Source organism: Streptomyces sp. NPDC004327 (assembly GCF_042873935.1).
Taxonomy (GTDB): Bacteria; Actinomycetota; Actinomycetes; order Streptomycetales; family Streptomycetaceae; genus Streptomyces.
The window spans coordinates 1-22,617 of the sequence record NZ_JBIAME010000003.1 but is presented as its reverse complement, the minus strand read 5'-3'; the positions used below and the strand labels follow the sequence as shown (position 1 = coordinate 22,617).

The following is a 22,617-nucleotide window of genomic DNA, read 5'->3' as shown; positions in this document are numbered from 1 at the left end:
GACGTCACGAGGACGGACCTCACCATGGCCGATGTCACGACGGCGGACGTGACGCTGGCCGACGTCACCACGGGGGAGGTCACGGCGACCGCCGTGACCCCGACCGCCACCGCGGGCGAGGTCCTCGCCCCCTACCTGCACGCCCGGGCCGCGGACTTCCTCCGCGGCCTGCGGCTGCACACCGAGAGCGGCGCCGGCACGGGCGGCGCGGAGGAGGCCGCCCGCACCCTGCGGGCGGCGGCCCGCCGGATCAGCGGCACCCTGCACACCTTCCGGCCCCTGCTCGACGCCGCCTGGGCCGACCAGCTGCGCGCCGAGCTGGCCTGGCTCTCCGGCACCCTCGCCCTGGAGCACGCCTGCACCTCCCGGCTCGTCCGCCTGCTGGACGCGCTGTCCCGGCTGTCGAACGGCGGCACACAGGGCCCGGTGCCCGCCGCCCGCGGCACGGAGACCAGCCGCGGCCTCACCGTCGGCGCCGCCCGGGCCGGCGCGCTGCTCGAACGCCAGCTCACCCTGGCGCGCACCCGGGCGCACTCCGCGGCCCTCCAGGCGCTGGGCTCCGCCCGCTTCCACGCCCTCGCCGACTCCGTCGCGCTGCTCGCCTCCGAGGTGCCGCTCGGCCCGGCCGGCGCCGCCCGGGCCGACGAGGTCCTGCACGCCCCGGCCGAGGCCGTCGAACGCCGGCTGCGCGACGCGGTCGCCGCGCTGCCGCTGGGCCGCGCCGCCCACCCGTACAACGCCGAAGCCCTCGCGCTCACCGCCGGCGAGTCCCAGGACACGCCCTGGCACCAGGCCCGCGGCCTGCTGCGACTGCACCGGTACGCGGACGAGGTGCTGCACGACGGCGCCGACCCCGACCCGGTCCTCTACGAGGCGGCCCGCGCCCTGAACCGGCACCGCGACGCCGCCGAGGCCGCCGCAGCCGCGGCCGCCGCAGCCCGCACCCCGCGCATCGCCCCGGCCACCGCCTACGCCCTCGGCGTCCTGCACGCCGACCAGCGCCACGACGTCGAAGCCGCCCGCTTCGCCTTCCAGCGCGCCTGGTCCCGCGCGACGGCCCCGGTGCCATGACCTCCCCCACCCCCGTCCTCGCGGCGGGCGCCGTCCTGTGGCGCCCGGCGGCGGCGGGCGGGGCCATCGAGATCGCCCTCGTACACCGGCCGAAGTACGACGACTGGTCGCACCCGAAGGGCAAGCTGAAGGGCGACGAGACCTTCGCGGACTGCGCGGTCCGCGAGGTCATGGAGGAGACGGGCCAGTCCTGCCTGCTCGGCGCCCGGCTGCCCACCGTGCGCTACACGGTGGGCGGCCGCCCCAAGGAGGTCGCCTACTGGGCGGCCCGCGCCATCGGCGGCGCCTTCGTCCCCGGCCGCGAGGTCGACGCCCTCGCCTGGCTGCCCCCGGCCGCGGCCCGCGCCCGCCTCACCCAGCCGCGCGACCGCGAGCTCCTCGACGCGCTGCGGGCCGTCACCCTGCGCTGAGCCGGCGCGATCGCGCGGAAAACCCGCCCGGACACCCCGCACCTCACCTTCCGGCACGGTTCACTTCCCGTTCACTCTCCTCCGTCGACGGCTTCACCTGATCTGCCTAATTTCGGCCGTACAAGGTGCACAGCCCAGTGCGGCACCTCGACCCCGACACGCGCCGCCGTAGAAACGATCAGGACATCAAGGTCCACGACATGGCGGCTTCTGGAAGGAACACCCGAAAGTGAAGCTTTCGAAGAACGGGCTTCGCGCCTCCGCGATCGGTGCCCTCGTCGTTACCGGCGCGCTGGTCCTCTCGGCGTGTGGTTCGGACAACAACAACGAGCCCACCAAGGACGGCGGCAAGACCTCCGCCGCGGCGTCGAACATCAAGTGCGACGGCGCCAAGGGCCAGCTCCTCGCCGCCGGCTCGTCCGCGCAGAAGAACGCGATGGACCTGTGGGTCAAGAACTTCCAGGCCGCCTGCTCCGGTGTCGAGGTGAACTACCAGGCCATCGGCTCCGGCGGTGGCATCACCAAGTTCAACCAGGCCCAGGTCGCCATGGCCGGCTCGGACTCCGCCCTGAAGCCCGAAGAGGTCACCGAGTCGCAGAAGGTGTGCGCCGGCGGCAAGGGCATCAACCTCCCGATGGTCGGTGGCCCCATCGCCATCGGTTACAAGCTGGACGGCGTGGACAACCTGGTCCTGGACGCCCCCACCCTGGCGAAGATCTTCGACACGAAGATCACCAAGTGGAACGACCCGGCGATCGCCAAGCTGAACCCGGGCGCCAAGCTCCCCGACAGCACCATCCAGGCCTTCCACCGCTCGGACGAGTCGGGCACCACCCAGAACCTGGGCAAGTACCTCTCCGCCACGGCCCCCGCCGACTGGAAGTACGACCCGAAGACGAAGTCGTGGCCCGCCCCGGGCGGCCAGGCCGCCAACGGCTCCTCCGGTGTCGCCACCGCGGTCAAGGACGCCGAGGGCTCCATCGGCTACTTCGAGCTCTCCTACGCGACCGCCAACAAGATCAGCACGGTCTCCATCAACACCGGCGCCTCCGCCCCGGTCGCGGCCACCACGGACAACGCGTCCAAGGCCATCGCCGCCGCCAAGATCAAGGGCACCGGCTCCGACCTGGCCCTCTCCCTCGACTACACCACCAAGGCCGAGGGCGCCTACCCGATCACCCTCGTCACCTACGAGATCGCCTGCGACAAGGGCAACAAGGCGGACACCCTGCCGACCCTGAAGGCGTTCCTCAACTACACCGCCAGCGAGGAGGGCCAGAAGGTCCTCTCCGACGCCGGCTACGCCCCGCTCCCGGCCGAGATCGCCGCCAAGGTCCGCGAGATCGTCCCCACCCTGTCCTGACCCCCGGCCGGAGGCGGCCCCTCACCTCCCGTGGAGGGGCCGCCCCCGGCATCCGGTGCACCGCCGCCAGGAGCCACCCGCCGAGCCCCGTGCCCGTGCCGGCTCCGCAGACCGGAGAAACAAGATGGCTACTTCCACACCAGAGATACAGAGGAGCCGGCGCGCCAAGAGCGCGGCCCGCCCCGGGGACCGCATCTTCAGCGGCCTCTCCCGCGGCTCCGGCATCACCCTCCTCGTGATCATGGCCGCGATCGCGGTCTTCCTGACCTACCGCGCGATCAACGCGATCTCGAACGACAGCACCAACTTCTTCACCACCTTCGAGTGGAACCCGGCCGGCACCCCGCCGGTCTTCGGCATCGCCGTCCTCGCCTTCGGCACGATCGTCTCGTCGCTCATCGCCATGGCCATCGCCGTGCCGGTCGCCATCGGCATCGCGCTGTTCATCTCGCACTACGCGCCGCGCAAGCTGGCCAAGCCGCTCGCCTACGTGGTCGACCTGCTCGCCGCCGTGCCCAGCATCATCTACGGCCTGTGGGGCGCGATCTTCCTCGTCCCGTACCTGGGCGGCCTCAACAAGTGGCTCGACCAGTACATGGGCTGGACCTACATCTTCGACAAGTCCAGCGACGGCGTCGCCCGCAACATCTTCACCGTGGGCATCCTGCTGGCGATCATGATCCTCCCGATCATCACCAACGTGACCCGCGAGGTCTTCCTCCAGGTCCCGCGGATGCACGAGGAGGCCGCCCTCGCCCTCGGCGCCACGCGCTGGGAGGTCATCCGCATGTCGGTGCTGCCCTTCGGCCGCTCCGGCATCATCTCCGCCTCCATGCTCGGCCTCGGCCGCGCCCTCGGCGAGACGATGGCCGTCGCCGTCGTCCTCTCCCCCAGCTTCGTGCTCTCGGGCCACCTGCTCGACCCGGGCGGCGGCACCTTCGCCCAGAACATCGCCGCGAAGTTCAACGAGGCCAACGAGTTCGGCCGGGACGCCCTGATCGCCTCCGGTCTCGTCCTCTTCGTCATCACGCTGCTGGTCAACGGCGCCGCGCGCATGATCATCGCGCGCCGCAAGGAGTACTCGGGGGCCAACGCATGAGCCACGCCATACAGGATCGCCCGGTGGCCGTCTCCCCGCGCCGCTCCCTCTCCCACGCCCGGCTCCCGCGCTGGACGCCGCTCGCCGTCGCCGCCGGCTCCATCGCCGCGGGCTGCGGCCTCGGCCTCGCCGCCGGCTGGGAGAGCAAGGTCCAGTGGGGCCTGATCTCCGCGCTGTTCTTCGTCCTGGTCACCTACGCCCTGACCGCCAAGGTCGAAGGCGCCCGCCAGGCCAAGGACCGCGTCGCCACCAGCCTCGTCTGGGTCTGCTTCGTCCTCGCCGTCGTGCCGCTGCTCTCGCTCGGCTGGGTCACGATCAGCAAGGGCCTCGAAGTCCTCGACCCGTACTTCCTGAGCCACTCCATGAACGGCGTCCTCGACGCCGAGGCCGGCGGCGGCGTCTACCACGCACTGCTCGGCACCATCGAGCAGGTCGGCATCGCGACCCTGATCGCCGCGCCGATCGGTCTGCTCACCGCGGTCTACCTGGTCGAGTACGGCAGCGGAAAGCTCGCCAAGGCCGTCACCTTCTTCGTCGACGTCATGACGGGCATCCCGTCGATCGTCGCGGGCCTGTTCATCCTCGCCACCTGGAACCTGATGCTGGGCTTCGGCCCCTCCGGTTTCGCCGGCGCGATGGCCCTCGCGATCCTGATGATGCCGGTCGTGGTCCGCTCCACCGAGGAGATGCTCAAGCTCGTCCCGAACGAGCTCCGCGAGGCCTCCCTCGCCCTCGGCATCCCCAAGTGGCGCACGATCCTGAAGGTGGTCCTGCCCACCGCGATCGGCGGCATCACCACGGGCGTCATGCTCGCGGTCGCCCGCATCACCGGTGAGACGGCCCCCGTCCTCCTCCTCGTGTTCGGTACGAAGCTCATCAACCCGAACCCCTTCGAAGGCGCCCAGTCCTCCCTGCCGCTCTACGTGTACGAGCAGTACGCGGTCGGCACCGACGCCGCCGTGGCCCGAGCCTGGGCAGCGGCGCTCGTCCTGATCGCCTTCGTCATGATCCTCAACCTGGTGGCCCGCGGCATCGCCCGCTGGAAGGCCCCGAAGACCGGCCGCTGACCGCGGTTACCCCTGGATGTGAATTGATATGGCCAAGCGAATCGACGTCAGCGGCCTCTCCGCCTACTACGGCAACCACAAGGCGATCGACGACATCTCCATGACCGTCGAGCCCCGCTCCGTGACGGCCTTCATCGGCCCGTCCGGCTGCGGCAAGTCCACCTTCCTGCGCACCCTGAACCGCATGCACGAGGTCACCCCCGGTGGCCGCGTCGAGGGCAAGGTGATGCTGGACGACGAGAACCTGTACGGCGCCGGCGTCGACCCGGTCGCGGTGCGCCGCACCGTCGGCATGGTCTTCCAGCGCCCCAACCCCTTCCCCACCATGTCGATCTTCGACAACGTGGCGGCGGGCCTGCGGCTGAGCGGCTCGTACAAGAAGTCCGAGCTCGCCGACATCGTCGAGCGCTCCCTCAAGGGCGCCAACCTCTGGAACGAGGTCAAGGACCGCCTCAACAAGCCGGGCGCCGGCCTCTCAGGCGGCCAGCAGCAGCGCCTGTGCATCGCCCGCGCCATCGCGGTCGAGCCCGACGTGCTGCTGATGGACGAGCCCTGCTCGGCCCTCGACCCGATCTCCACCCTCGCCATCGAGGACCTGATCGGCGAGCTCAAGGAGCGCTTCACGATCGTCATCGTGACGCACAACATGCAGCAGGCCGCCCGCGTCTCGGACCGCACGGCGTTCTTCAACCTGGCGGGCGTGGGTCAGCCCGGCAAGCTGATCGAGCTGGACGACACCGAGCGCATCTTCTCCAACCCGAGCGTCCAGGCGACCGAGGACTACATCTCCGGCCGCTTCGGATAAAAGCCGTTGTACGGCGCTGCATGGCGGTGCCGCCGTATGACGAACAGGGCCCGGCTCCCCCACAGGGGAGCCGGGCCCAACCACGTTCCGTGGGGTGCTCCGGGATCAGCCGAAGAACAGCTGGATCACGTAGAAGCTCAGCGCCGCGACGATCGCCGCGGCCGGCATCGTGATGAACCAGCCCATCACGATGTTCTTGGCGACGCCCCAGCGGACCGCGTTGACGCGCTTGGTCGCGCCCACGCCCATGATCGCCGAGGTGATGACGTGGGTCGTGGAGATCGGCGCACCGAACATCAGGCCCGCGCCGAACATGATCGAGGCGCCGGTGGTCTCCGCGGCGAAGCCCTGCGGCGGGTCCAGCTCGATGATCTTGCGGCCGAGAGTCCGCATGATCCGCCAGCCGCCCGCGTACGTGCCGAGCGAGAGCATCACGGCACAGGCGATCTTCACCCACACCGGGATCGGGGCGTCGGCGCTCTGCACGTCGCCGATGACCAGGGCCATCACCACGATGCCCATGGTCTTCTGGGCGTCCTGGAGGCCGTGGCCGAGCGCCATGCCGGCCGCCGAGACGGTCTGCGCGATACGGAAACCGCGCTTGGCCTTGTGCGGGTTGGCCTTGCGGAACATCCACAGGATCACGCACATCACCAGGTAACCGGCGATGAGACCGACCACCGGCGACAGGAACATCGGGATGACGACCTTGTCCAGGACGCCCGACCAGATGACCGCCGTGCCACCGGCGAGCGCCGCGCCCACCATGCCGCCGAACAGCGCGTGCGAGGAGGACGAGGGAAGACCGAAGTACCAGGTGATCAGGTTCCAGACGATCGCGCCGAGCAGCGCGGCGAAGAGGATGGCCATCCCCTTGTCGCCGGTCGGCGTCTCGATCAGGCCCTTGCTGACGGTGTGCGCCACTCCCTGGCCGAGGAAGGCACCGGCGAGGTTCATCACCGCGGCCATCGCCAGGGCCGCCCGCGGGGTCAGCGCCCGGGTCGAGACCGAGGTGGCGATGGCGTTCGCCGAGTCGTGGAATCCGTTCGTATACGTGAAGCCGAGCGCGACCAGGATGGTCACGACCAGGGCAAAGGTGTCCACGAAGCCTCAGGACTCCTTGACGGCGATGGTCTCCACCGTGTTCGCCACGTGCTCGAAGGCGTCCGCGGCCTCTTCGAGGACATCCACGACCTGCTTGAGCTTGAGCACCTCGATGGCGTCGTACTTGCCGTTGAAGAGGTGGGCGAGCAGCTTGCGGTGGATCTGGTCCGCCTGGTTCTCGAGCCGGTTGACCTCGATCCAGTACTCGGTCAGGTTGGACATGGTCCGCAGGTTCGGCATCGCCTCGGCGGTCAGCTCCGCCGCCCGGGCCAGCACCTCGATCTGCTGCTCGACGCCCTTGGGCAGTTCCTCGATGTTGTAGAGGACGACCAGGTCGACGGCCTCCTCCATGAAGTCCATGATGTCGTCGAGGGAGGAGGCGAGGGAGTAGATGTCCTCGCGGTCGAACGGCGTGATGAACGACGAATTCAGCTGGTGGAAGATGGCATGGGTCGCGTCGTCGCCGGCGTGCTCCGCTGCCCGCATGCGTTCCGCGATCTCGGCCCGGGCGGACGCGTCCGCTCCGAGCAGTTCCATCAGGAGTTTCGCGCCCGTGACGATGTTGTCCGCGGACGCGGCGAACATGTCGTAGAAGCTCGTCTCCCTGGGGGTCAGACGAAATCGCACGTGGGGTCCTCGGGGTGCTGGGTTTCGGTCAGGCTGATGCTAGGCGCATCATCCGGCCACGGCTAACCGGCGTCCCTTCAGTGTCGCCCATCAGGCACAGTGATCTGCACGGGCCCCCGCCCCGGTTCGCGGGGATCGGTACCCTATACCCACGAGGGGTATACCCACTCTTTCTGGACAACGGGAGGACGCGATGACGACCACCGAGGCGACGACCGAGGCGGCGGCCGAGGTCACCCCCGAGACCGCCACGCCGGCCGGCCACGGCACGGACCACGACCACGGGGTGCACGGCTACCACAAGCAGAAGGACGAGCACCTCAAGCGGCTGCGCCGCATCGAGGGCCAGATCCGCGGCCTGCAGCGGATGGTCGACGAAGACGTCTACTGCATCGACATCCTCACCCAGGTCTCGGCCTCGACGAAGGCGCTGCAGTCCTTCGCCCTCCAGCTCCTGGAGGAGCACCTGCGGCACTGCGTCGCGGACGCGGCCACCAAGGGCGGCGACGAGATCGAGGCGAAGGTCGAGGAGGCCACGAAGGCCATCGCGCGGATGATGCGCACCTGACGCACTCGGCAGGTACGCGGCTAGTGCCCGCACCAGGCGCCGACGCGGAGCACCTCGTCGATCCGGTCGGCGCTCAGCCGCTCCCCGTCGACGGCCGAGGCCGCGATGATCAGCTCCCCGCACAGTTCGATTTCGGCCAGGGCGACGCACTCGGGGTCGCCGGGTGCGGTCGCGGTACCGGTACCGGTCGGCGGCGGAGCCATGCGTCCTTCACCTCTTCCTGCCGGCGTCGGCCTCCCAGCGTGCTCTCCCGTGCTCTCCCAGCGTAAGGAGCGGCGCACGCATCGCGCATGACACGTCCGGACCATTCGCCGATGGCCCGTCCGTCCCTTGTCACCTCTTCCCCTGCCGCCTCTTCGCCGTCATCTCTTTCGCGTCACGCCTTGATCTTCCCCGCGTAGATGTCCGCCCGGTCCGGCAGCGTCACCGTGACCCGCTCCCCGAAGCCGTAGAGAAGAGTGGTCGACGCGACGGCGACCGTACGGCCCTGGTTGCTGAAGCTGAACTGGTGGCGGACCTTGCGCAGCCGCCCCTCCTCGTCCAGGTACGCGTCGAAGGGCACCGCGTCCGTGGTGAACCCTTTCGCCGCCGCGGCCAGCGCGCCGCGCACCTGCGGCGAGGCCAGCCGGGCGGCCTCCGCGATGTCGGTGATCCCGCGGTAGTGCCGCACCTTCACGCCCGCGAGGTCGACCTCGCCCACGTACGTCACCCGGCGCGCGCCGCGCAGCAGCTCGGCGGCGGCGGCCGGGTCGGTGGCGCCGCCGGTGACGAGGTTGCCGTCGTCGAGGGTGGTGGTGTCGACCCGTACCCACTTGTCGGCGGGGACGCCGGCGCCCCGGTTCTTCATGTAGAGCGCTCCGGGAACGAGCAGCTCGGTGATGGGCCGGTGCTCGCTCTCGCCGGCGGCGTCCTTGGGCAGCACCACCTGGAGCCGGCCGGTGCGCAGCCGGAAGTCGTAGCCGCCCTCGCCGCGGATGGTGACGCGGGTGCCGCCGGTGGCCATCTCCAGGGAGGTGCTGGCCTTCGACGAGCCGACCCGGACCAGCGCCTCGGCCGCGCCGCGCACGGTCTGCGCCGGGTCGCCGCCGGGCTCGCCGTCGTCACCGGGGGCGGCGCAGCCGCCCAGCACCAGAGCCATGGCGACGCCCCACACCCTGCCGGAGCGTCCGTTGCCGCACACCACCATCGCCTGCCAACCCCCAACGCCGTCCCGCGTGTCCGTCCGGATCCCGCCCGACCGGATAACGACGGTGCCGACGACCCGTCACGCAGGGCGCAGTACGGTGGAGGGCGTGCATCACACGGAGACCACGGAGCGCGGTTCGTTCGCGTTCGCCCGGTGCAGCTGCGGCTGGACCGGCCCGGCCCGCAGGTCGCGCGACCGGGCCCGTACGGACGCGGCGGAACACCAGGCGTCGGTCGACGACTAGCGGAACACCGGGCGCCGGGCGGCGCCCGGGGCCCGTCCCGCGGATGTACCGCACCGCGGGCTGATCACGGCAGGGCGATCCCGAGGGGTCCGAGGACCCTGGCGGCCTCGTGCGGGTTTTGATCCCCCGGGCGGGGCCTGGCTAGGCGGCCAGATCGCTCTCGCCGGTGCCGATCCGGGGCTCGGGGATGCCGATGGCCTCGGTGACGGCGTGCCCCTCGGCGGCGCGCCGGGAGCGCACCAGGCGGGCGCCGCGCGGGGAGCGGGCGACGGCGGCGACGACCGGGGTGAGCATCGCGAGCGCGGGCGGGGCGAGCAGCAGGGCGACGGCGGTGCCGAGAGCGAGGCCGCCGACGACGTCCGTGGGGTAGTGGACGCCCATGTAGACGCGGCAGAAGGCCTCGGCGAGGGCGAGCGCGATGGCGGCGAGGCCGAAGCGGCGGTGGGCCATGAAGACGCCGACGGCGATGGCCATGGTCAGCGTGGCGTGGTCGCTGACGAAGGAGTAGTCGGTCTTGCCGGGGACGAGGACGTCGAGGCCCGGGTGTTCCTTGAAGGGCCGGGGGCGTTCGACGAAGCCGCGGATGGGGATGTTGACGAGCAGGGCGAGGCCGGCGGCGAGCGGCGCCCACACCAGGCCGGCGATGCCCGCGACGGAGTCGGCGAGGGCGCCGCCCCGGCGCACGTGCCACCAGCAGCCGAGCACGACGAGGACGAGGCCGAGCACGATCCCGTACTCGCCGACGAACTCCATGACGCGGTCGAACCACGGCGGGGCGGCCTTGGCCAGCCCGTTGATGTCGTAGAGCAGGCTGACATCGGGGTTCATGCCGTCCGATGCGAGTCCAGCCATCTGCTGCGGCCCCTTGCTGTCTGAGTGGTGGCGTCCAACCCCCGTGGTCAGAGTGGTCGGATCGGAAACGATCCGCCCGAGGGGAGCGTTCCGCTCCCCTCCCAAGATCACTGCGACGTTATCGAAAGGTGACGCGTCACCGCAGCTCAGGGCCACGGCTTCGCGCAGAGTCACTGCTGGGGCAGGTGGGTGGGCAGCGCGGCGGCACCGTCCTCCGTGACGCGGGTGGCCCCGAAGTAGTCCGGGGTGTCGATCCGGTCGAAGCGGATGACTGCGCCGGTGCGCGGCGCGTCGATCATGTAGCCGCCGCCCACGTAGATGCCGACGTGCCGGATGGCCCGCGAGTTGGTCAGGTCGTCGGAGAAGAAGACCAGATCGCCGGGCAGGAGCTCGTCACGGCTCGGGTGCGGCCCGGCGTTGTACTGGTCGTTGGCCACGCGCGGCAGCTCGATCCCCACCGACTCGTACGCGGCCTGCGTCAGGCCCGAGCAGTCGAACCGCCCGTTCTGCGCGGCCGTTCCCGTACCGCCCCACAGATACGGCGTGCCGAGCTTCTGCTGCGCGTAGTAGATGGCGGCCGCCGCCTGCTTGGACGGCTCCACACGGCCGACGGGCCGGGCGAAGCTCTTCTCCAGGGAACGGATGATGCGCACGTAGTTCTGCGTCTCGCTGATCCCGGGCACACCACCGGACCTGATGACCCGATAGGCGCCCGCGTTGTACGCGGCGAGCATGTTGTCGGTGTTGTCGCCCGGCACGTCCTTCACGTAGCCGGCGAGTTCGCAGTCGTACGAAGCCGCCGACGGGATCGCGTCCTTCGGGTCCCAGATGTCCCGGTCCCCGTCCCCGTCCCCGTCGATGCCGTGCCCGGCCCAGGTGCCCGGGATGAACTGGGCGATGCCCCGGGCGTCGGCGGGCGAGACGATCGTGGGGTTCCAGCCGCTCTCCTGGTACAGCTGGGCGGCGAGCAGCGCGGGGTTGAGCGCCGGACAGAGGTTGCCCCACTTCTGCACCAGCCCCTGGTACGCCGCCGGCACCGCCCCCTTGGCAAGGCCCACGGTCCCGCTCCGCCCGGTCCCGGCGCCCCCGACGAGCCCGGCCGCGGCGGAGTACGTCCCGACGACGAGCAGCACGACGAACAGCAGGCAGAACCCACCGACCCCGCCGCCCACCAGCCACGCCGCCCGCACCTTACGCACCGTCAACCACCCTTCGGTCCCTGCCAGTACGCCCCGGCCGTCCAGTCTAGGCGGGCACTCCCGGGCGCGGGGGTGGACGAACCGGACGCGGTCCCGCCCGCCGCCCCTGACGCCGCCCCAAAGGTGCCACAACGACAATCATTGCCCGGAGTCACCCTCCGTGATACACAGAGTGACCATACGCTTCTTCGCATACAAACCGGCCACACCGTCGCAGGTCAAGACGGTCAGATCGGTCAACTGTGCGGGGATCGGGTAAAGAGAGCCGTCAAGCCGTCACACGCGAGCGGTTTCATCAGCGAAGATAGGTCGACGACCCATGCCGTTCGGCAGGGGCGACGAACTACCCAACAGGGGCGGTGAGTTACATGTACCTGGCGGCCGAGAAGGGCGACATCTCCACCATCATCGGTGGAATCGCCCCGAACTGGGGGCCTTTCGGGAGCCTCGGCGCCGAGGCCAAGGTGATGATCGAGGTCGTGATGGCCGTGGCCATCCTGCTCTGCCTCGGCATCGCCATCTGGGGTGCGGCCAAGCAGCGCATCGGCGCGACCGCGCTGCGCGACACCTTCAGCGCCGAACAGGGCAAGGGCCTGATCGTGGCCGGCCTGACCGGCGTCTTCATCATCGGGTCTCTGGGGACGCTCTTCACCATCGTGTACGGGATGGCCGTCTAACCCGTTCCTACCAACGAGGTCGCGTTCCCTGATGTCCAGTCACCACCCGGACCCGCTTCCGTACCCCCGCGCGCTTGAGAGGGCGTACCCGGCATGAGCCTCGGCGACGAGCACGACGGCCAGACCCGTACCCGCCTCCCCGAAGGCAACACCGGCGACCCCTACGCCACCCCCCGCCGCCCCGCCCGCGGCTCCCGCTCCCTCATCGCCGTCGTCGGCGTCGTGGCCCTCCTCATCGCCGCGATCGCCCTCGCCAACCGCGGCAGCGACACCCCGACCGGCGGCTCCGACACCACCGGCGGCGCGGGCGCCCCGGCCCGCTCGGCGGCCCCGACGGCGGCGAGCGGCGTGCGCCCGGTGACGGGCAAGAACGGCGAGATCCCGACGGGGTACGCGAGGGACGAGCAGGGGGCGCAGAGCGCGGCGACGAACTACGCGGTGGCGCTGGGGTCGGTGGACATGTTCCAGCGCGGGCCGCGCGAGGCCATCGTCCGGGCCATCCACGACCCGGCCGTCACCGACGGTCTGGTCAAGCGCCTGGACGACTCCTACTCGGCGGCGTTCCTGGCGAACGTGGGCCTCACCCCCGAAGGCCTCGCCCCCTCGGGCCTGACGTTCGTGTCCCGCACGATCCCCGTCGGCGCCAAGGTGAAGGACTTCACGAACGACACCGCCACCGTGGAGGTGTGGTGCACCGGACTCGTCGGCCTGGCCGGCGAGGGCTCCACCAAGCCGGTGACGTCCACGTGGTTCACCATCACCGAGAAGCTCCGCTGGACCGGCGGCGACTGGAAGATCACCGGCTCCGAGCAGACGGAAGGTCCCACGCCCGTCAACGGTGACAACCGGGCCTCCATGGCGGACGACATCGCCAAGGCCGTCGAGGGATACGGAGGCTTCACCTATGCCCGCTAGCCGACGTACCCCGCTGCGCGCCCTGACCGCCGCCGCGGCCGCGCTCCCCGCCACGCTCGTCCTGCTCGCCTCGCGCGCGTACGCGGCTCCGACGCCGACGACCCCGCCCAGCGGCACACCGTCGCCCGGTACGCCGTCACCGAGCGCCAGCAATGACCCATGCGCGCTCATCGTGGGCCAAGCCAGGGAGTACTGCGAGAACGGTCAGAAGACAGGCGGCTCCGCCCCTCGCATCACCGACCCCACCACCAACCCTGACCCGCTCGCCTCCCTCGCCCACGGCTGCGCCAAAGCCGCCGCCTGGGTCGTCGACACCCTCTCCGCCGCCGTGAAGGAGACCGCCCAGGTCGACTTCACCAACCCGCAGTTCCTCGGCCGCTACGCCATCGTCTTCGCCGCCTCCGTCTTCCTCACCCTCCTCCTCTGGCTCCTCGCCGTCGCCAAGCGCGCCATCCGCGGCGTCCCGCTCACCACCGCGATCTCCGAGGCGGTCGGGTTCCTCTGGCTGACGGTCCTCGCCTCCGCCTTCACGCCGCTGATCCTCTACACCGTCGTGAACGCGACCGACGCCGTCACCGAGGTCATCGCCTCCGGCACCGGCCAGCAGACCGACGTGTTCTTCGGCAGCTTCAAACAGGCCCTGGAGAAGGGCGACAGCATCGGTGGCGGGCCCATCATGCTGATCATCGTGTCGCTGGTGACGGTCCTCGCGGCCGGCGTGCTCTACCTGGAGCTCGTGCTGCGCGCCGTCCTGCTCTACGTCGGCGCGCTGCTCGGCGTGGTCGTCTACTCCGGCCTCGTCGACAAGAACATGTGGGGCCACGTGCGCCGCTGGGCCGGAATCATGATCGCGGTGATCCTGGTCAAGCCGGTGATCGTGATCGTGCTCGGGCTCGCCGGAGCGCTCTCCTCCGGCACCGGGCCCGACTCGTTCTCCGCCGTCGTCTCCGGCCTCGCGATCGTCCTCCTCGCCATCTTCGCGTCGGCGATGATCTACCGCTTCGTCCCCGGCTTCGGCGACGAGATCATCGCCTCCCGCAACAACCGGCTGCACCGCGCCGGCGAGAACACCGCGGCCGCCGTCATCTCCTCGCCCGCCTCCCTCGTGTCCCAGGGCATCAAGACCCACAGCACCCGCGGCGACGGCGGCGGCTCCCAGGCCTCGGGCGGCAGTACCCCCCGCCCCGCCAACCCGCTCTCCGGCGGCGTCGCGGCCCACAGCAGCCGCGGCTCGTCCTCCGGCACCGGAGGCGGCGCCACACCCCCGCCCCGCAGCGGCAGCCCCACCGCGGGCACCCCGCACACCAGCCGTAGCAGCAACAGCAGCAAGAACACAGGAGCAGGAGGTGCAGGGCGTTGACGACCCAGTCCCAGCCGGTCTCGCCCCGCCGCACGTATCTCGTCGGCCGCGCCCGGCCGAACGCGGTCATCGGCAAGAACCGGGAGACCGGTGAGATCGCGCTCATCATCGCCGGCGCGTTCCTCGGCATGATGAGCGGACTGATCGTCCAGATCCTCGCCCTGCGCATCGCCCTGCTCGCCGGCCTGCCGATGCTCGCGCTCGCCGCCGTCTACGTGCCGTACAAGCACCGCACGTTCTACAAGTGGTTCGAGATCAACCGCAGTTACAAGCGCATGCTCAAGCGCGGCACCGCCTACCGCTCCACCGCCGTCGAGGCCGGCACCCGCCTCGACGGCCGCGAGGTCGAGGTCGGCCCGCCGCCGGGCATCGGCAGCATCAGCTGGCTCTCCGCCCCCTTCGGCCCCGACGAGATCGCCGTCCTGCTGCACGCCGACCGCCGCACCGTCACCGCCGCCATCGAGATCGAGGGCCCCGGCGTCGGCCTGCGCGACTCCGAGGACCAGGAAGCCCTCGTCGACCGCTTCGGCACCCTCCTCAAGCACGTCGCCAACGGCGACGGCTTCGTCACCCGCCTGCAGATGCTCGCCCGCACCCTGCCCGCCGACCCCGACGCCCACGCCAAGGACGTCGCCCAGCGCGGCGACCACCAGGCCCCGGCCTGGCTCCAGGAGTCCTACGACCAGCTCCAGTCCATGGTGTCGACCTCCAGCGAGCAGCACCGCGCCTACCTCGTCGCCTGCATGCACTACACCCGCGAACTCGCCGCCGAGGCCAACGCCATGGCCCGCGCCGCCCGCCACGCCTCCGGCGCCCGCAAGCTCGACCGCGACGCCGGCCTCGCCGTCGTCATGGCCCGCGAACTCACCGACATCTGCGCCCGCCTCGCCGAGGCCGACATCCGCGTCCGCCAGCCCCTCGGCCAGTCCCGGCTCGCGTCCCTCGTGCACTCCATGTACGACCCGGACCACCCCATCGACCACATCCAGGCCATGACGAAACGAAACGCTTGGCCCGCCGAACTGGACGCGATGGAGCCCACGTACCTCCAGGCCAAGACCCGCGAGTCCGCCACCCGCGCCCCCTGGTGCCACGCCACCGCCTGGATCAAGGAGTGGCCGATGACCCCGGTGGGCGTCAACTTCCTCGCCCCGCTCCTCGTCCACACCCCCGACGTCATCCGCACCGTCGCCGTCACCATGGACCTGGAGCCCACCGAGGTCGCCATCGAGCGCATGCTCACCGAGAAGACCAACGACGAGGCCGAGGCATCCCGCCAGGCCAAGATGAACCGCACCGTCGACCCGCGTGACATCGCCGCCCACGGCCGGCTCGACCAGCGGGGTGAAGATCTCGCCAGCGGCGCTGCGGGAGTCAACCTCGTCGGGTACATCACCGTATCGTCGCGCTCCCCCGAGGCCCTGGCCCGGGACAAGCGCACGATCAGGGCCTCCGCCGGCAAGTCGTACCTGAAGCTGGAGTGGTGCGACCGCGAGCACCACCGGGCCTTTGTGAACACCTTGCCGTTCGCGACCGGCATCCGCCGCTAGGGCCGAAGGGGCACAGACCGATGCGAGATCCGCTGTCCGTCCTCACCGAAGCCTTCACCTCCTTCCTCTTCGGGAAGGTGGAGACGACCCGCCTGCCCGTGCGCACCTCCACCGGGCAGGCCCAGGCCGTCTACCTGCCGACCGCCGCCCCCGGCCTCGGCGACTCCGGCGTGATCATCGGCCGCGAGGTCTACAGCGGCAAGGGGTACATCTACGACCCCTTCCAGCTGTACGGGCAGCAGCTCCCCGCCCCCCACTGGCTCGTCCTCGGCGAGTCCGGCAACGGCAAGTCGGCGCTGGAGAAGACGTACGTGCTGCGCCAGCTCCGCTTCCGCGACCGCCAGGTCGTCGTCCTCGACGCCCAGGGCGAGGACGGCGTCGGCGAATGGAACCTGATCGCCCAGGAGCTGGGGATAACGCCCATCCGGCTCGACCCGATGGTCGCCAACGACGACGGCATCCGCCTCAACCCGCTCGACCCCTCGATCACCACGACGGGGCAGCTCGCGCTGCTCCGCACGATCATCGAGGTCGCCATGGGCCACGGCCTCGACGAGCGCTCCGGCTTCGCGCTCAAGGTCGCCCACGCCTACGTCAACGAGCACATCACCGACCGCCAGCCGATCCTCACCGACATCGTCGAGCAACTCCGCCACCCGGAGGCGGAGTCGGCCGAGGCCATGAACGTCGACATAGACGACGTACGGGCCTGGGGCCTCGACGTGGCCCTGGTGCTCGACCGGCTCGTCGACGGCGACCTGCGCGGCATGTTCGACGGCCCGACGACCGTCGGCATCGACCTCGACGCGCCGCTCATCGTCTTCGACCTGTCCCACATCGACCGCAACTCCATCGCCATGCCCATCCTCATGGCGATCGTCGGCGTGTGGCTGGAACACACCTGGATCCGCCCCGACCGGAAGAAGCGCATCTTCCTCGTCGAGGAGGCCTGGCACATCATCAACAGCCCGTTCGTCGCCCAGCTGTTCCAGCGCCTGCTCAAGTTCGGCCGCCGCCTCGGCCTGTCCTTCGTCGCCGTCGTCCACCACCTCTCCGACGTCGTCGACGGCGCGGCCGCCAAGGAAGCGGCGGCCATCCTCAAGATGGCCTCCACCCGCACCATCTACGCCCAGAAGGCCGACGAGGCCCGCAACACCGGCCGCGTCCTCGGCCTGCCCCGCTGGGCCGTCGAGATCATCCCGACGCTCACCCCCGGCATCGCCGTCTGGGACGTCAACGGCAACGTCCAGGTCGTCAAACACCTCATCACCGAGAAGGAACGCCCGCTCGTCTACACCGACCGCGCCATGACCGAGTCCTCCGCGCCGAACGACCCGGACCTCGAATGGGAGACGGAACAGCGCGCGATGCTCATCGAGCAGCAGATGAACGGCTCCTCGCAGTCGACGGTGGCCTGAGCGGTGCCAGGCGCGGAGAAGGAGGTACGCAAGGAGGGCGGCATCCCCGACGGACTCGTCGTCGGTCTGCTCGCCCTCCTGCTCGCCCTCGCGTTCCTGGTGTGGACGGCCACCGGCCTCGCCGCCCTCTTCACCCACGGCAGCTGGCCCACCGGCGTCACCTTCACCCGCACCCCGCTCGCCCTGCGCTCCCTCATGACCGCCCCGACCGACCTCCCCACCGCCTGGCCGGACGCCGGGCCCGGGCAGCTGCCGGGGTACGGCCTGTTCTGGGGCCTGCTCATCGGCGAGGCGATGGTCCTCGCGGTCCTCACGGTCTTCGCCCTGGGCACGCTGGCGCGCTGGCGGACGGTACGGGCCAACAGGAAGGCGGGGGCGTACGGCGACGGGCGCGGCCGGCGCGAGACGGGCGCGAAGACCAGGCGCACGAAGGACCACACCGGGTACGAGAACGCCACCGCGCCCGTGCCCGTACCGGCCGCGCCGCCCCACCCCCGTACCCCCGTGGACGAGACGCCCAGCCCGGTCCCCGACCAGGCCCCGGCCCCGGCCCCGGCCCCGGCCACCGTGCTCGCCCCGGCCCCGGCGCTCTCCCAGGCTCCCGTCCAGGCCCCGGCACCTGCCCCGGCCCCCGTCCAGGCCCCGGCTCCAGCCACCGCGCCCCGGATCGTCTACGGCCCCGCCGCCACCCGCCGCCCCGCCGCCATACAGGCGGTCCGGGACGCCGACGGAGCCGTGCTCGTCGTGACGTCCGACCCGAGCCTGTGGGCCGAGACGAAGGACGCGCGCGGAAAGCTCGGCCCGGTCCTGGTCTACGACCCCGGGCACCTCTGCGACACGCCCGCCCGGCTGCGCTGGAGCCCCGTGGAGGGGTGCGAGGACCCGGACAGGGCACGGGAGCGGGCAGCGGCACTGCTCGCCCCCGTACGGCCCCAGGCCCGGCTCGACGCGGCGACGGCCGACACCGCTGAAACGCTCCTGCGCTGCTGGCTGCACGCCGCCGCCACCGACGGCCGGCCCTTCAAGCAGGTGCACCGCTGGGCCCAGGGCACCGACGCCCACGAGCCCGTACGGATCCTCCGCACCCACCCCAAGGCCGCCGCCGGCCACGCCGGCCTCCTGGAATCGGCGCTCACCGCACACCCCGAACGTCGCTCGGCGGCCCAGGAACTGACGGCCCGTGCGCTCGGCGCGCTCTCCTCGATCCACATCCGGGACGCCTGCACGGCAAATCGAACGGACTCGCTCACGCTCGCATCTTTCGTCGCCGAACAGGGCACGCTGTACGTGGTGGGTGAACCGATCGAGGACCCGCGCACCCACCCGGGCGCGATGCCCCTCCTCACCGCGCTCGCAGCGAGCGTGGTCGAGCACGGCCGCCGCATGGCCGCACGGTCATCCGACGGTCGGCTCGACCCACCACTGAGCCTCGTCCTCGACGACGTCGCCGCGGTCGCACCGCTCCCCGGCCTCCCCGAGCTCGTCGCCGCGGGCGCGGAGCAGGGCATGCCCACCCTCGCCCTGATGCGCTCCCAGGAGCAGGCCCGGTCCCGCTGGCCCGAGCCCCTCCCGTACCCCTAGAAGTCCCCCTGGAGCCGCTAGACCCCCGGACCCGCGGCAGCCGCTGGAGCCACTACGCGGGCCGGGGCAGCACGTACTCCAGGTCGTAGCCGCTCTCCACGTCCGCCAGCAGCATCCGCACACCCGACGGGACGAAACCGAAGCGCCGGTAGAAGGCGGCGGCCCGGCCGTTGTCCTCGTGCACGTACAGCCGCACCCGCTCGACCGACGGCTCCGGAAGCGCCCAGGACCACTCCACGCCCGCCCGGAACAACGCGTCGATCACCCCGGCACCGCGCGCCTCGGGCCGCACGTACACGCCCACCAGCTGCGTCTGGTCGACCTTCGCGGGCTCCCCGAACAGCGGCTCCGCGTCCGACGGCCGCTCCACGATCACCGTCGTCGTCCCGACCCAGCGCCCGTCCGGCGTCTCCGCGACGAACTGCCGCACCCGCCCCGCGCCGGTCTCGGACGCGCCCGCCGCCCGCTCCTGCCAGAAGGAGTCGGGCTGCGCGGCGGCCTTCTCGTACGTCTCCACGAAGGCGAGGTGCGCGACCGGGTCCTGCAGCGCCGCGAGCCGCAGCTCGCGCACCTTCTCCCACTCGTCGGCTCGGATGGTGCGAATCGAATAGTCCATGTCGCGATCTTGACCACCACCACACCCCGCTGACAAGGGAATTCGTGGTACCTGGGTACGACGACGGCACCGGCCCGCGCCGCCTACCGTGGCCGGGTGACGACGGACACGGCCACGACGCCGGGACCGAGCCGGTACGTACGGCGCCTCCTCGCGCGCGTACGGGCCCTCGACGCGGCCCGCCCCTGGGTGTGGGACGCGACGCTGACCGCCGCCCTGACGACCTCCGCGCTCGTCGACGCGGCCGGCGGCGGCTGGCGCACCGTCGCCCGCGACCCGGCCCTGCCGACCTGGCTGGTCCTCGCCCTCAGCCTGGCCCTCACCCTCCCGCTCCACTGGCGCCGCCGCCGCCCCACGGCCGTCCTGGCCGCACTGACGGCCGCGGCGCTGATCAGCACGACGACGGGCGCCTTCCTCCAGGCCGGCTACTTCCAGGCCGTCCCGGTCTTCCACATCGCGCTCCGCCGCCCGCCCCGCGCCCTGCTCGGCGCCACCGCCCTGGTCGCCGCACCACTGGTGGCGGGAGCGCTCCGCTTCCCCGCCGGCACGCCGGCCGCCGACCCGCTGCTGTGGACGTACGCCCTGGCGGCCCTCCTCGGCATCACGGTCCGCTCGCGCCAGGAGGAACGCGCACAGGAGGTCCGGCTCGCGGCCGCGGCCGAACGCGCCCGCATCGCGCGCGAGATGCACGACATCATCGGCCACAACCTCTCCGTCATCACCGGCCTGGCCGACGGCGGCCGCTACGCGGCGGCGAAGAACCCCGAGCGCGCGGCCCAGGCCCTCGACGCCATCGGCACCACCAGCCGCCAGGCCCTGACCGAACTGCGCCGCGTCCTGGGCGTCCTGACGGCCGATCGCACCCCCCAGCCGGGCCTGGCGGAACTGCCGTCCCTGATCGAGGGAGTGCGGAAGGCGGGCCTGCCGGTGCGAAGCAGCCTGGACGCGATCGACGGCCACACCTTGTCCACCGGCGCGGAACTGACGGTCTACCGCGTGGTGCAGGAAGCGCTGACGAACACGATGAAGCACGCGGGGCCGGGGGCGACGGCGACGGTGACGCTGGAGTCGGGCCCGCAAGGCGTGAGGCTCACCGTGACGGACACCGGCAAGGCCACGGGCCCACTCGGCTCGGGTCAGGGCCTGACCGGAATGCGCGAACGCGCGGCGCTCTACGACGGCACACTCGACTGCGGCCCGCTGCCGCCCGGCCCCGGCTCCGGCTCCGGCTGGCGGGTACGACTCCGGCTTCCCCGGGAGGACTCCCCCTCGTGACGACGGTACTGATCGCGGACGACCAGCCGATGCAGCGCTTCGGCTTCCGCATGCTGCTCGAGAGCCAGGACGACATGACGGTCCTGGGCGAGGCCGGCGGCGGTGCGGAGGCCGTCCGCCTGGTCGACCGCCACCACCCGGACGTCGTCCTGATGGACATCCGCATGCCGGGCCTCGACGGCATCGAGGCCACCCGCCGCATCGTCGCGGCGGGCTCCCGGACCCGCGTCCTCATCGTCACGACCTTCGACCTCGACGCATACGCCTACGACGGGCTGCGCGCCGGCGCGAGCGGCTTCCTGGTCAAGGACGCCCAGCCCGAGGAACTCCTCGCGGGCATCCGCGCGGTGGCGGCCGGCGACGCGGTGGTCGCCCCGAGCCTCACCCGCCGCCTCCTCGACACCTACCTCCACCATCTCCCGCCCGCCGCCCCGTCCCCCAGACAGGACGACCCCCGCCTCGCCTCCCTGACGGACCGCGAACGCGAGATCCTCACGGTCGTCGCGCAGGGCTGGAGCAACACGGAGATCGCCACCCGCCTCCACCTCGCCGAATCCACGGTGAAGACCCACATCACCCGCATCCTCGCCAAGACCGGCTCCCGCGACCGCGTCCAGGCCGTCATCCTCGGCTACGACACGGGCCTGGTGTCCCCGTCCACGTAGTCCCCGGCGTCCCGGCCCGCCGCGGTGTCACTGCACGTCGAACCAGTACCCGTGCCCCACATCGCGCGGACACGCGAAGACCCGCAGAGCCCCGAACCGCCCGACGACGATCCCCGTCCTGTCGTCGCTCGCCACGGTGAACAGCAGCGGCATCACGGCGTCGCAGACATCGCACCGGTACTCGCACGGGTCGGTGATCCCCCAGTACGGCCAGCCACCGAACTTGTAGCCACCCAGGCTGGTGACGGGCACCAGCCGCTCGCCGCCGGCCTCCCTGCCCGCCTCCATCAACCGCCGCACATCCGGTACGAGTTCCTCCGGCAGCTCCCAGGTGCTGGCGAAGTCCGTGCAGGCGAACGGCGTGAGCGTGCACGGCCGCGGCACGAACCCGTCGAGCTCGTCCCCCGTCCGCAGCGGTACGGGCGGCTCCGCCCGCACGCTCGTGACGTCGGCCGCCCGGCGCCACCTGATCTCGATCACCGGGTTCGCCTCCGGCTGCGGCACCGGCGGATCCCAGTGCATGTTGGGGCACCACAGCAGCTGGAAGACATCGGCTCCGTCCGGCCACCAGCCTCCGGGCGCATCCGCCCGGAATACCTGGACCACGGGCACCATCGCCGATGGTTCCGGCTCCTCCTCGCCCGAGGTCTCGTCCGGCACGGAACAGCGCGGCCACGGCTCGTCGGCCGGCCAGAGCAAGGGACCGCCGATCGAGCTCTCGTGGACTCCCGGTGTACCGGGCACCGGTTCGAGCACCACGGCCGGCCGCGCGTAGGGCGCGAGTCCGGGAACGGCGGCGAGTATGTCCTCGGCCGAAGGCCGGTCAGGAAAGGGCTGCTGCAGCATGCCCCGGATCATAGGCATCTGGCCGTAAACGCAGAAAAGCCCCGCACCATACGGTGCGGGGCTTTCCCACAATGATTGTTCGGCGGCGTCCTACTCTCCCACAGGGTCCCCCCTGCAGT

24 protein-coding genes are annotated in these 22,617 nt (G+C 71.4%); 16 read left to right on the top strand and 8 right to left on the bottom strand.

What is annotated here, in order from left to right; translation table 11 throughout:
- Positions 1 to 24: 24 nt before the first annotated feature.
- The 6 genes from ACFYU9_RS10555 to pstB all read left to right on the top strand — a co-directional run bounded on the left by ACFYU9_RS10555 (position 25) and on the right by pstB (position 5,815).
- Positions 25 to 1,071 carry a CHAD domain-containing protein gene (locus ACFYU9_RS10555; protein WP_389205308.1) on the top strand — a complete coding sequence of 349 codons (1,047 nt, stop codon included), beginning with the start codon at positions 25 to 27 and terminating at the stop codon, positions 1,069 to 1,071.
- Positions 1,068 to 1,481, top strand: coding sequence for an NUDIX hydrolase (locus tag ACFYU9_RS10550; RefSeq protein ID WP_389205231.1), 414 nt, complete (start codon positions 1,068 to 1,070; stop codon positions 1,479 to 1,481). The genes ACFYU9_RS10555 and ACFYU9_RS10550 overlap by 4 nt, the downstream gene beginning before the upstream one ends.
- A 229-nt stretch (positions 1,482 to 1,710) precedes the next feature.
- The gene (pstS, locus tag ACFYU9_RS10545; RefSeq protein ID WP_389205232.1) at positions 1,711 to 2,844 is read left to right on the top strand and encodes a phosphate ABC transporter substrate-binding protein PstS; all 1,134 of its coding nucleotides are present in this window, start codon (positions 1,711 to 1,713) and stop codon (positions 2,842 to 2,844) included.
- A gap of 124 nt (positions 2,845 to 2,968) precedes the next feature.
- Positions 2,969 to 3,943, top strand: coding sequence for a phosphate ABC transporter permease subunit PstC (pstC, locus tag ACFYU9_RS10540; RefSeq protein ID WP_389205233.1), 975 nt, complete (start codon positions 2,969 to 2,971; stop codon positions 3,941 to 3,943).
- Positions 3,940 to 5,010 carry a phosphate ABC transporter permease PstA gene (pstA, locus tag ACFYU9_RS10535; protein WP_389205234.1) on the top strand — a complete coding sequence of 357 codons (1,071 nt, stop codon included), beginning with the start codon at positions 3,940 to 3,942 and terminating at the stop codon, positions 5,008 to 5,010. Before pstC ends, pstA begins: the two co-directional genes overlap by 4 nt.
- 28 nt (positions 5,011 to 5,038) lie before the next feature.
- Positions 5,039 to 5,815, top strand: a complete 777-nt coding sequence (gene pstB, locus ACFYU9_RS10530) for a phosphate ABC transporter ATP-binding protein PstB (protein ID WP_389205236.1) — start codon at positions 5,039 to 5,041, stop codon at positions 5,813 to 5,815.
- Between the two features lie 105 nt (positions 5,816 to 5,920).
- Here the strand turns inward: pstB and ACFYU9_RS10525 are convergent, their stop codons facing one another.
- Together ACFYU9_RS10525 and ACFYU9_RS10520 are read right to left on the bottom strand one after the other, a co-directional pair.
- Positions 5,921 to 6,919, bottom strand: a complete 999-nt coding sequence (locus tag ACFYU9_RS10525; RefSeq protein ID WP_389344181.1) for an anion permease — start codon at positions 6,917 to 6,919, stop codon at positions 5,921 to 5,923.
- 6 nt (positions 6,920 to 6,925) lie between these two features.
- Positions 6,926 to 7,546 carry a DUF47 domain-containing protein gene (locus tag ACFYU9_RS10520; RefSeq protein WP_389205238.1) on the bottom strand — a complete coding sequence of 207 codons (621 nt, stop codon included), beginning with the start codon at positions 7,544 to 7,546 and terminating at the stop codon, positions 6,926 to 6,928.
- A 193-nt stretch (positions 7,547 to 7,739) separates the two neighbouring features.
- Between ACFYU9_RS10520 and ACFYU9_RS10515 the strand changes: the two genes are divergently transcribed.
- Complete coding sequence (locus tag ACFYU9_RS10515) at positions 7,740 to 8,114, top strand: metal-sensitive transcriptional regulator (protein WP_389344179.1); 375 nt, start codon at positions 7,740 to 7,742, stop codon at positions 8,112 to 8,114.
- 20 nt (positions 8,115 to 8,134) lie between these two features.
- Here ACFYU9_RS10515 and ACFYU9_RS10510 read toward each other — a convergent pair whose 3' ends face one another.
- Entirely contained in the window at positions 8,135 to 8,317 is a 183-nt protein-coding gene (locus tag ACFYU9_RS10510; RefSeq protein ID WP_389205241.1) for a hypothetical protein, read from the bottom strand.
- A 173-nt stretch (positions 8,318 to 8,490) separates the two neighbouring features.
- Positions 8,491 to 9,252, bottom strand: coding sequence for a hypothetical protein (locus tag ACFYU9_RS10505; protein ID WP_389344177.1), 762 nt, complete (start codon positions 9,250 to 9,252; stop codon positions 8,491 to 8,493).
- A 103-nt stretch (positions 9,253 to 9,355) separates the two neighbouring features.
- Here ACFYU9_RS10505 and ACFYU9_RS10500 point away from each other — a divergent pair, with 103 nt between their 5' ends.
- Positions 9,356 to 9,544 (top strand): hypothetical protein, encoded by a 189-nt coding sequence (locus ACFYU9_RS10500; protein WP_389205309.1) that lies wholly within the window; start codon positions 9,356 to 9,358, stop codon positions 9,542 to 9,544.
- 141 nt (positions 9,545 to 9,685) lie between these two features.
- Here the strand turns inward: ACFYU9_RS10500 and ACFYU9_RS10495 are convergent, their stop codons facing one another.
- Both ACFYU9_RS10495 and ACFYU9_RS10490 read right to left on the bottom strand, forming a co-directional pair.
- Complete coding sequence (locus ACFYU9_RS10495; protein WP_389205244.1) at positions 9,686 to 10,396, bottom strand: phosphatase PAP2 family protein; 711 nt, start codon at positions 10,394 to 10,396, stop codon at positions 9,686 to 9,688.
- 170 nt (positions 10,397 to 10,566) lie between these two features.
- Positions 10,567 to 11,586, bottom strand: coding sequence for an NlpC/P60 family protein (locus tag ACFYU9_RS10490; RefSeq protein WP_389205310.1), 1,020 nt, complete (start codon positions 11,584 to 11,586; stop codon positions 10,567 to 10,569).
- Positions 11,587 to 11,963: 377 nt separating this feature from the next.
- Between ACFYU9_RS10490 and ACFYU9_RS10485 the strand changes: the two genes are divergently transcribed.
- From ACFYU9_RS10485 to ACFYU9_RS10460, 6 genes are all read left to right on the top strand, one after another.
- Positions 11,964 to 12,272, top strand: coding sequence for a hypothetical protein (locus tag ACFYU9_RS10485; protein ID WP_116159777.1), 309 nt, complete (start codon positions 11,964 to 11,966; stop codon positions 12,270 to 12,272).
- A 93-nt stretch (positions 12,273 to 12,365) separates the two neighbouring features.
- On the top strand, positions 12,366 to 13,187 hold the full coding sequence (locus tag ACFYU9_RS10480; RefSeq protein ID WP_389344176.1) for a hypothetical protein: 822 nt from the start codon (positions 12,366 to 12,368) through the stop codon (positions 13,185 to 13,187).
- Positions 13,177 to 14,547, top strand: coding sequence for a hypothetical protein (locus tag ACFYU9_RS10475; RefSeq protein WP_389344174.1), 1,371 nt, complete (start codon positions 13,177 to 13,179; stop codon positions 14,545 to 14,547). The genes ACFYU9_RS10480 and ACFYU9_RS10475 overlap by 11 nt, the downstream gene beginning before the upstream one ends.
- The gene (locus ACFYU9_RS10470; RefSeq protein ID WP_389205247.1) at positions 14,544 to 16,097 is read left to right on the top strand and encodes an SCO6880 family protein; all 1,554 of its coding nucleotides are present in this window, start codon (positions 14,544 to 14,546) and stop codon (positions 16,095 to 16,097) included. Before ACFYU9_RS10475 ends, ACFYU9_RS10470 begins: the two co-directional genes overlap by 4 nt.
- A gap of 20 nt (positions 16,098 to 16,117) precedes the next feature.
- The gene (locus ACFYU9_RS10465) at positions 16,118 to 17,515 is read left to right on the top strand and encodes an ATP-binding protein (RefSeq protein WP_389205249.1); all 1,398 of its coding nucleotides are present in this window, start codon (positions 16,118 to 16,120) and stop codon (positions 17,513 to 17,515) included.
- Positions 17,516 to 17,518: 3 nt separating this feature from the next.
- On the top strand, positions 17,519 to 19,096 hold the full coding sequence (locus ACFYU9_RS10460) for a type IV secretory system conjugative DNA transfer family protein (RefSeq protein WP_389344172.1): 1,578 nt from the start codon (positions 17,519 to 17,521) through the stop codon (positions 19,094 to 19,096).
- A gap of 52 nt (positions 19,097 to 19,148) precedes the next feature.
- On the opposite strand, the gene ACFYU9_RS10455 is transcribed toward ACFYU9_RS10460, so the two are convergent.
- On the bottom strand, positions 19,149 to 19,712 hold the full coding sequence (locus ACFYU9_RS10455) for a GNAT family N-acetyltransferase (protein WP_389205251.1): 564 nt from the start codon (positions 19,710 to 19,712) through the stop codon (positions 19,149 to 19,151).
- 96 nt (positions 19,713 to 19,808) lie between these two features.
- Between ACFYU9_RS10455 and ACFYU9_RS10450 the strand changes: the two genes are divergently transcribed.
- Together ACFYU9_RS10450 and ACFYU9_RS10445 are read left to right on the top strand one after the other, a co-directional pair.
- Positions 19,809 to 20,987: a sensor histidine kinase gene (locus ACFYU9_RS10450; protein ID WP_389344170.1), complete on the top strand. Its 1,179-nt coding sequence runs from the start codon at positions 19,809 to 19,811 to the stop codon at positions 20,985 to 20,987.
- Positions 20,984 to 21,652, top strand: coding sequence for a response regulator (locus ACFYU9_RS10445; protein ID WP_389205253.1), 669 nt, complete (start codon positions 20,984 to 20,986; stop codon positions 21,650 to 21,652). The genes ACFYU9_RS10450 and ACFYU9_RS10445 overlap by 4 nt, the downstream gene beginning before the upstream one ends.
- A 27-nt stretch (positions 21,653 to 21,679) precedes the next feature.
- On the opposite strand, the gene ACFYU9_RS10440 is transcribed toward ACFYU9_RS10445, so the two are convergent.
- Positions 21,680 to 22,498: a hypothetical protein gene (locus ACFYU9_RS10440; protein ID WP_389344168.1), complete on the bottom strand. Its 819-nt coding sequence runs from the start codon at positions 22,496 to 22,498 to the stop codon at positions 21,680 to 21,682.
- Positions 22,499 to 22,617 lie beyond the last annotated feature (119 nt).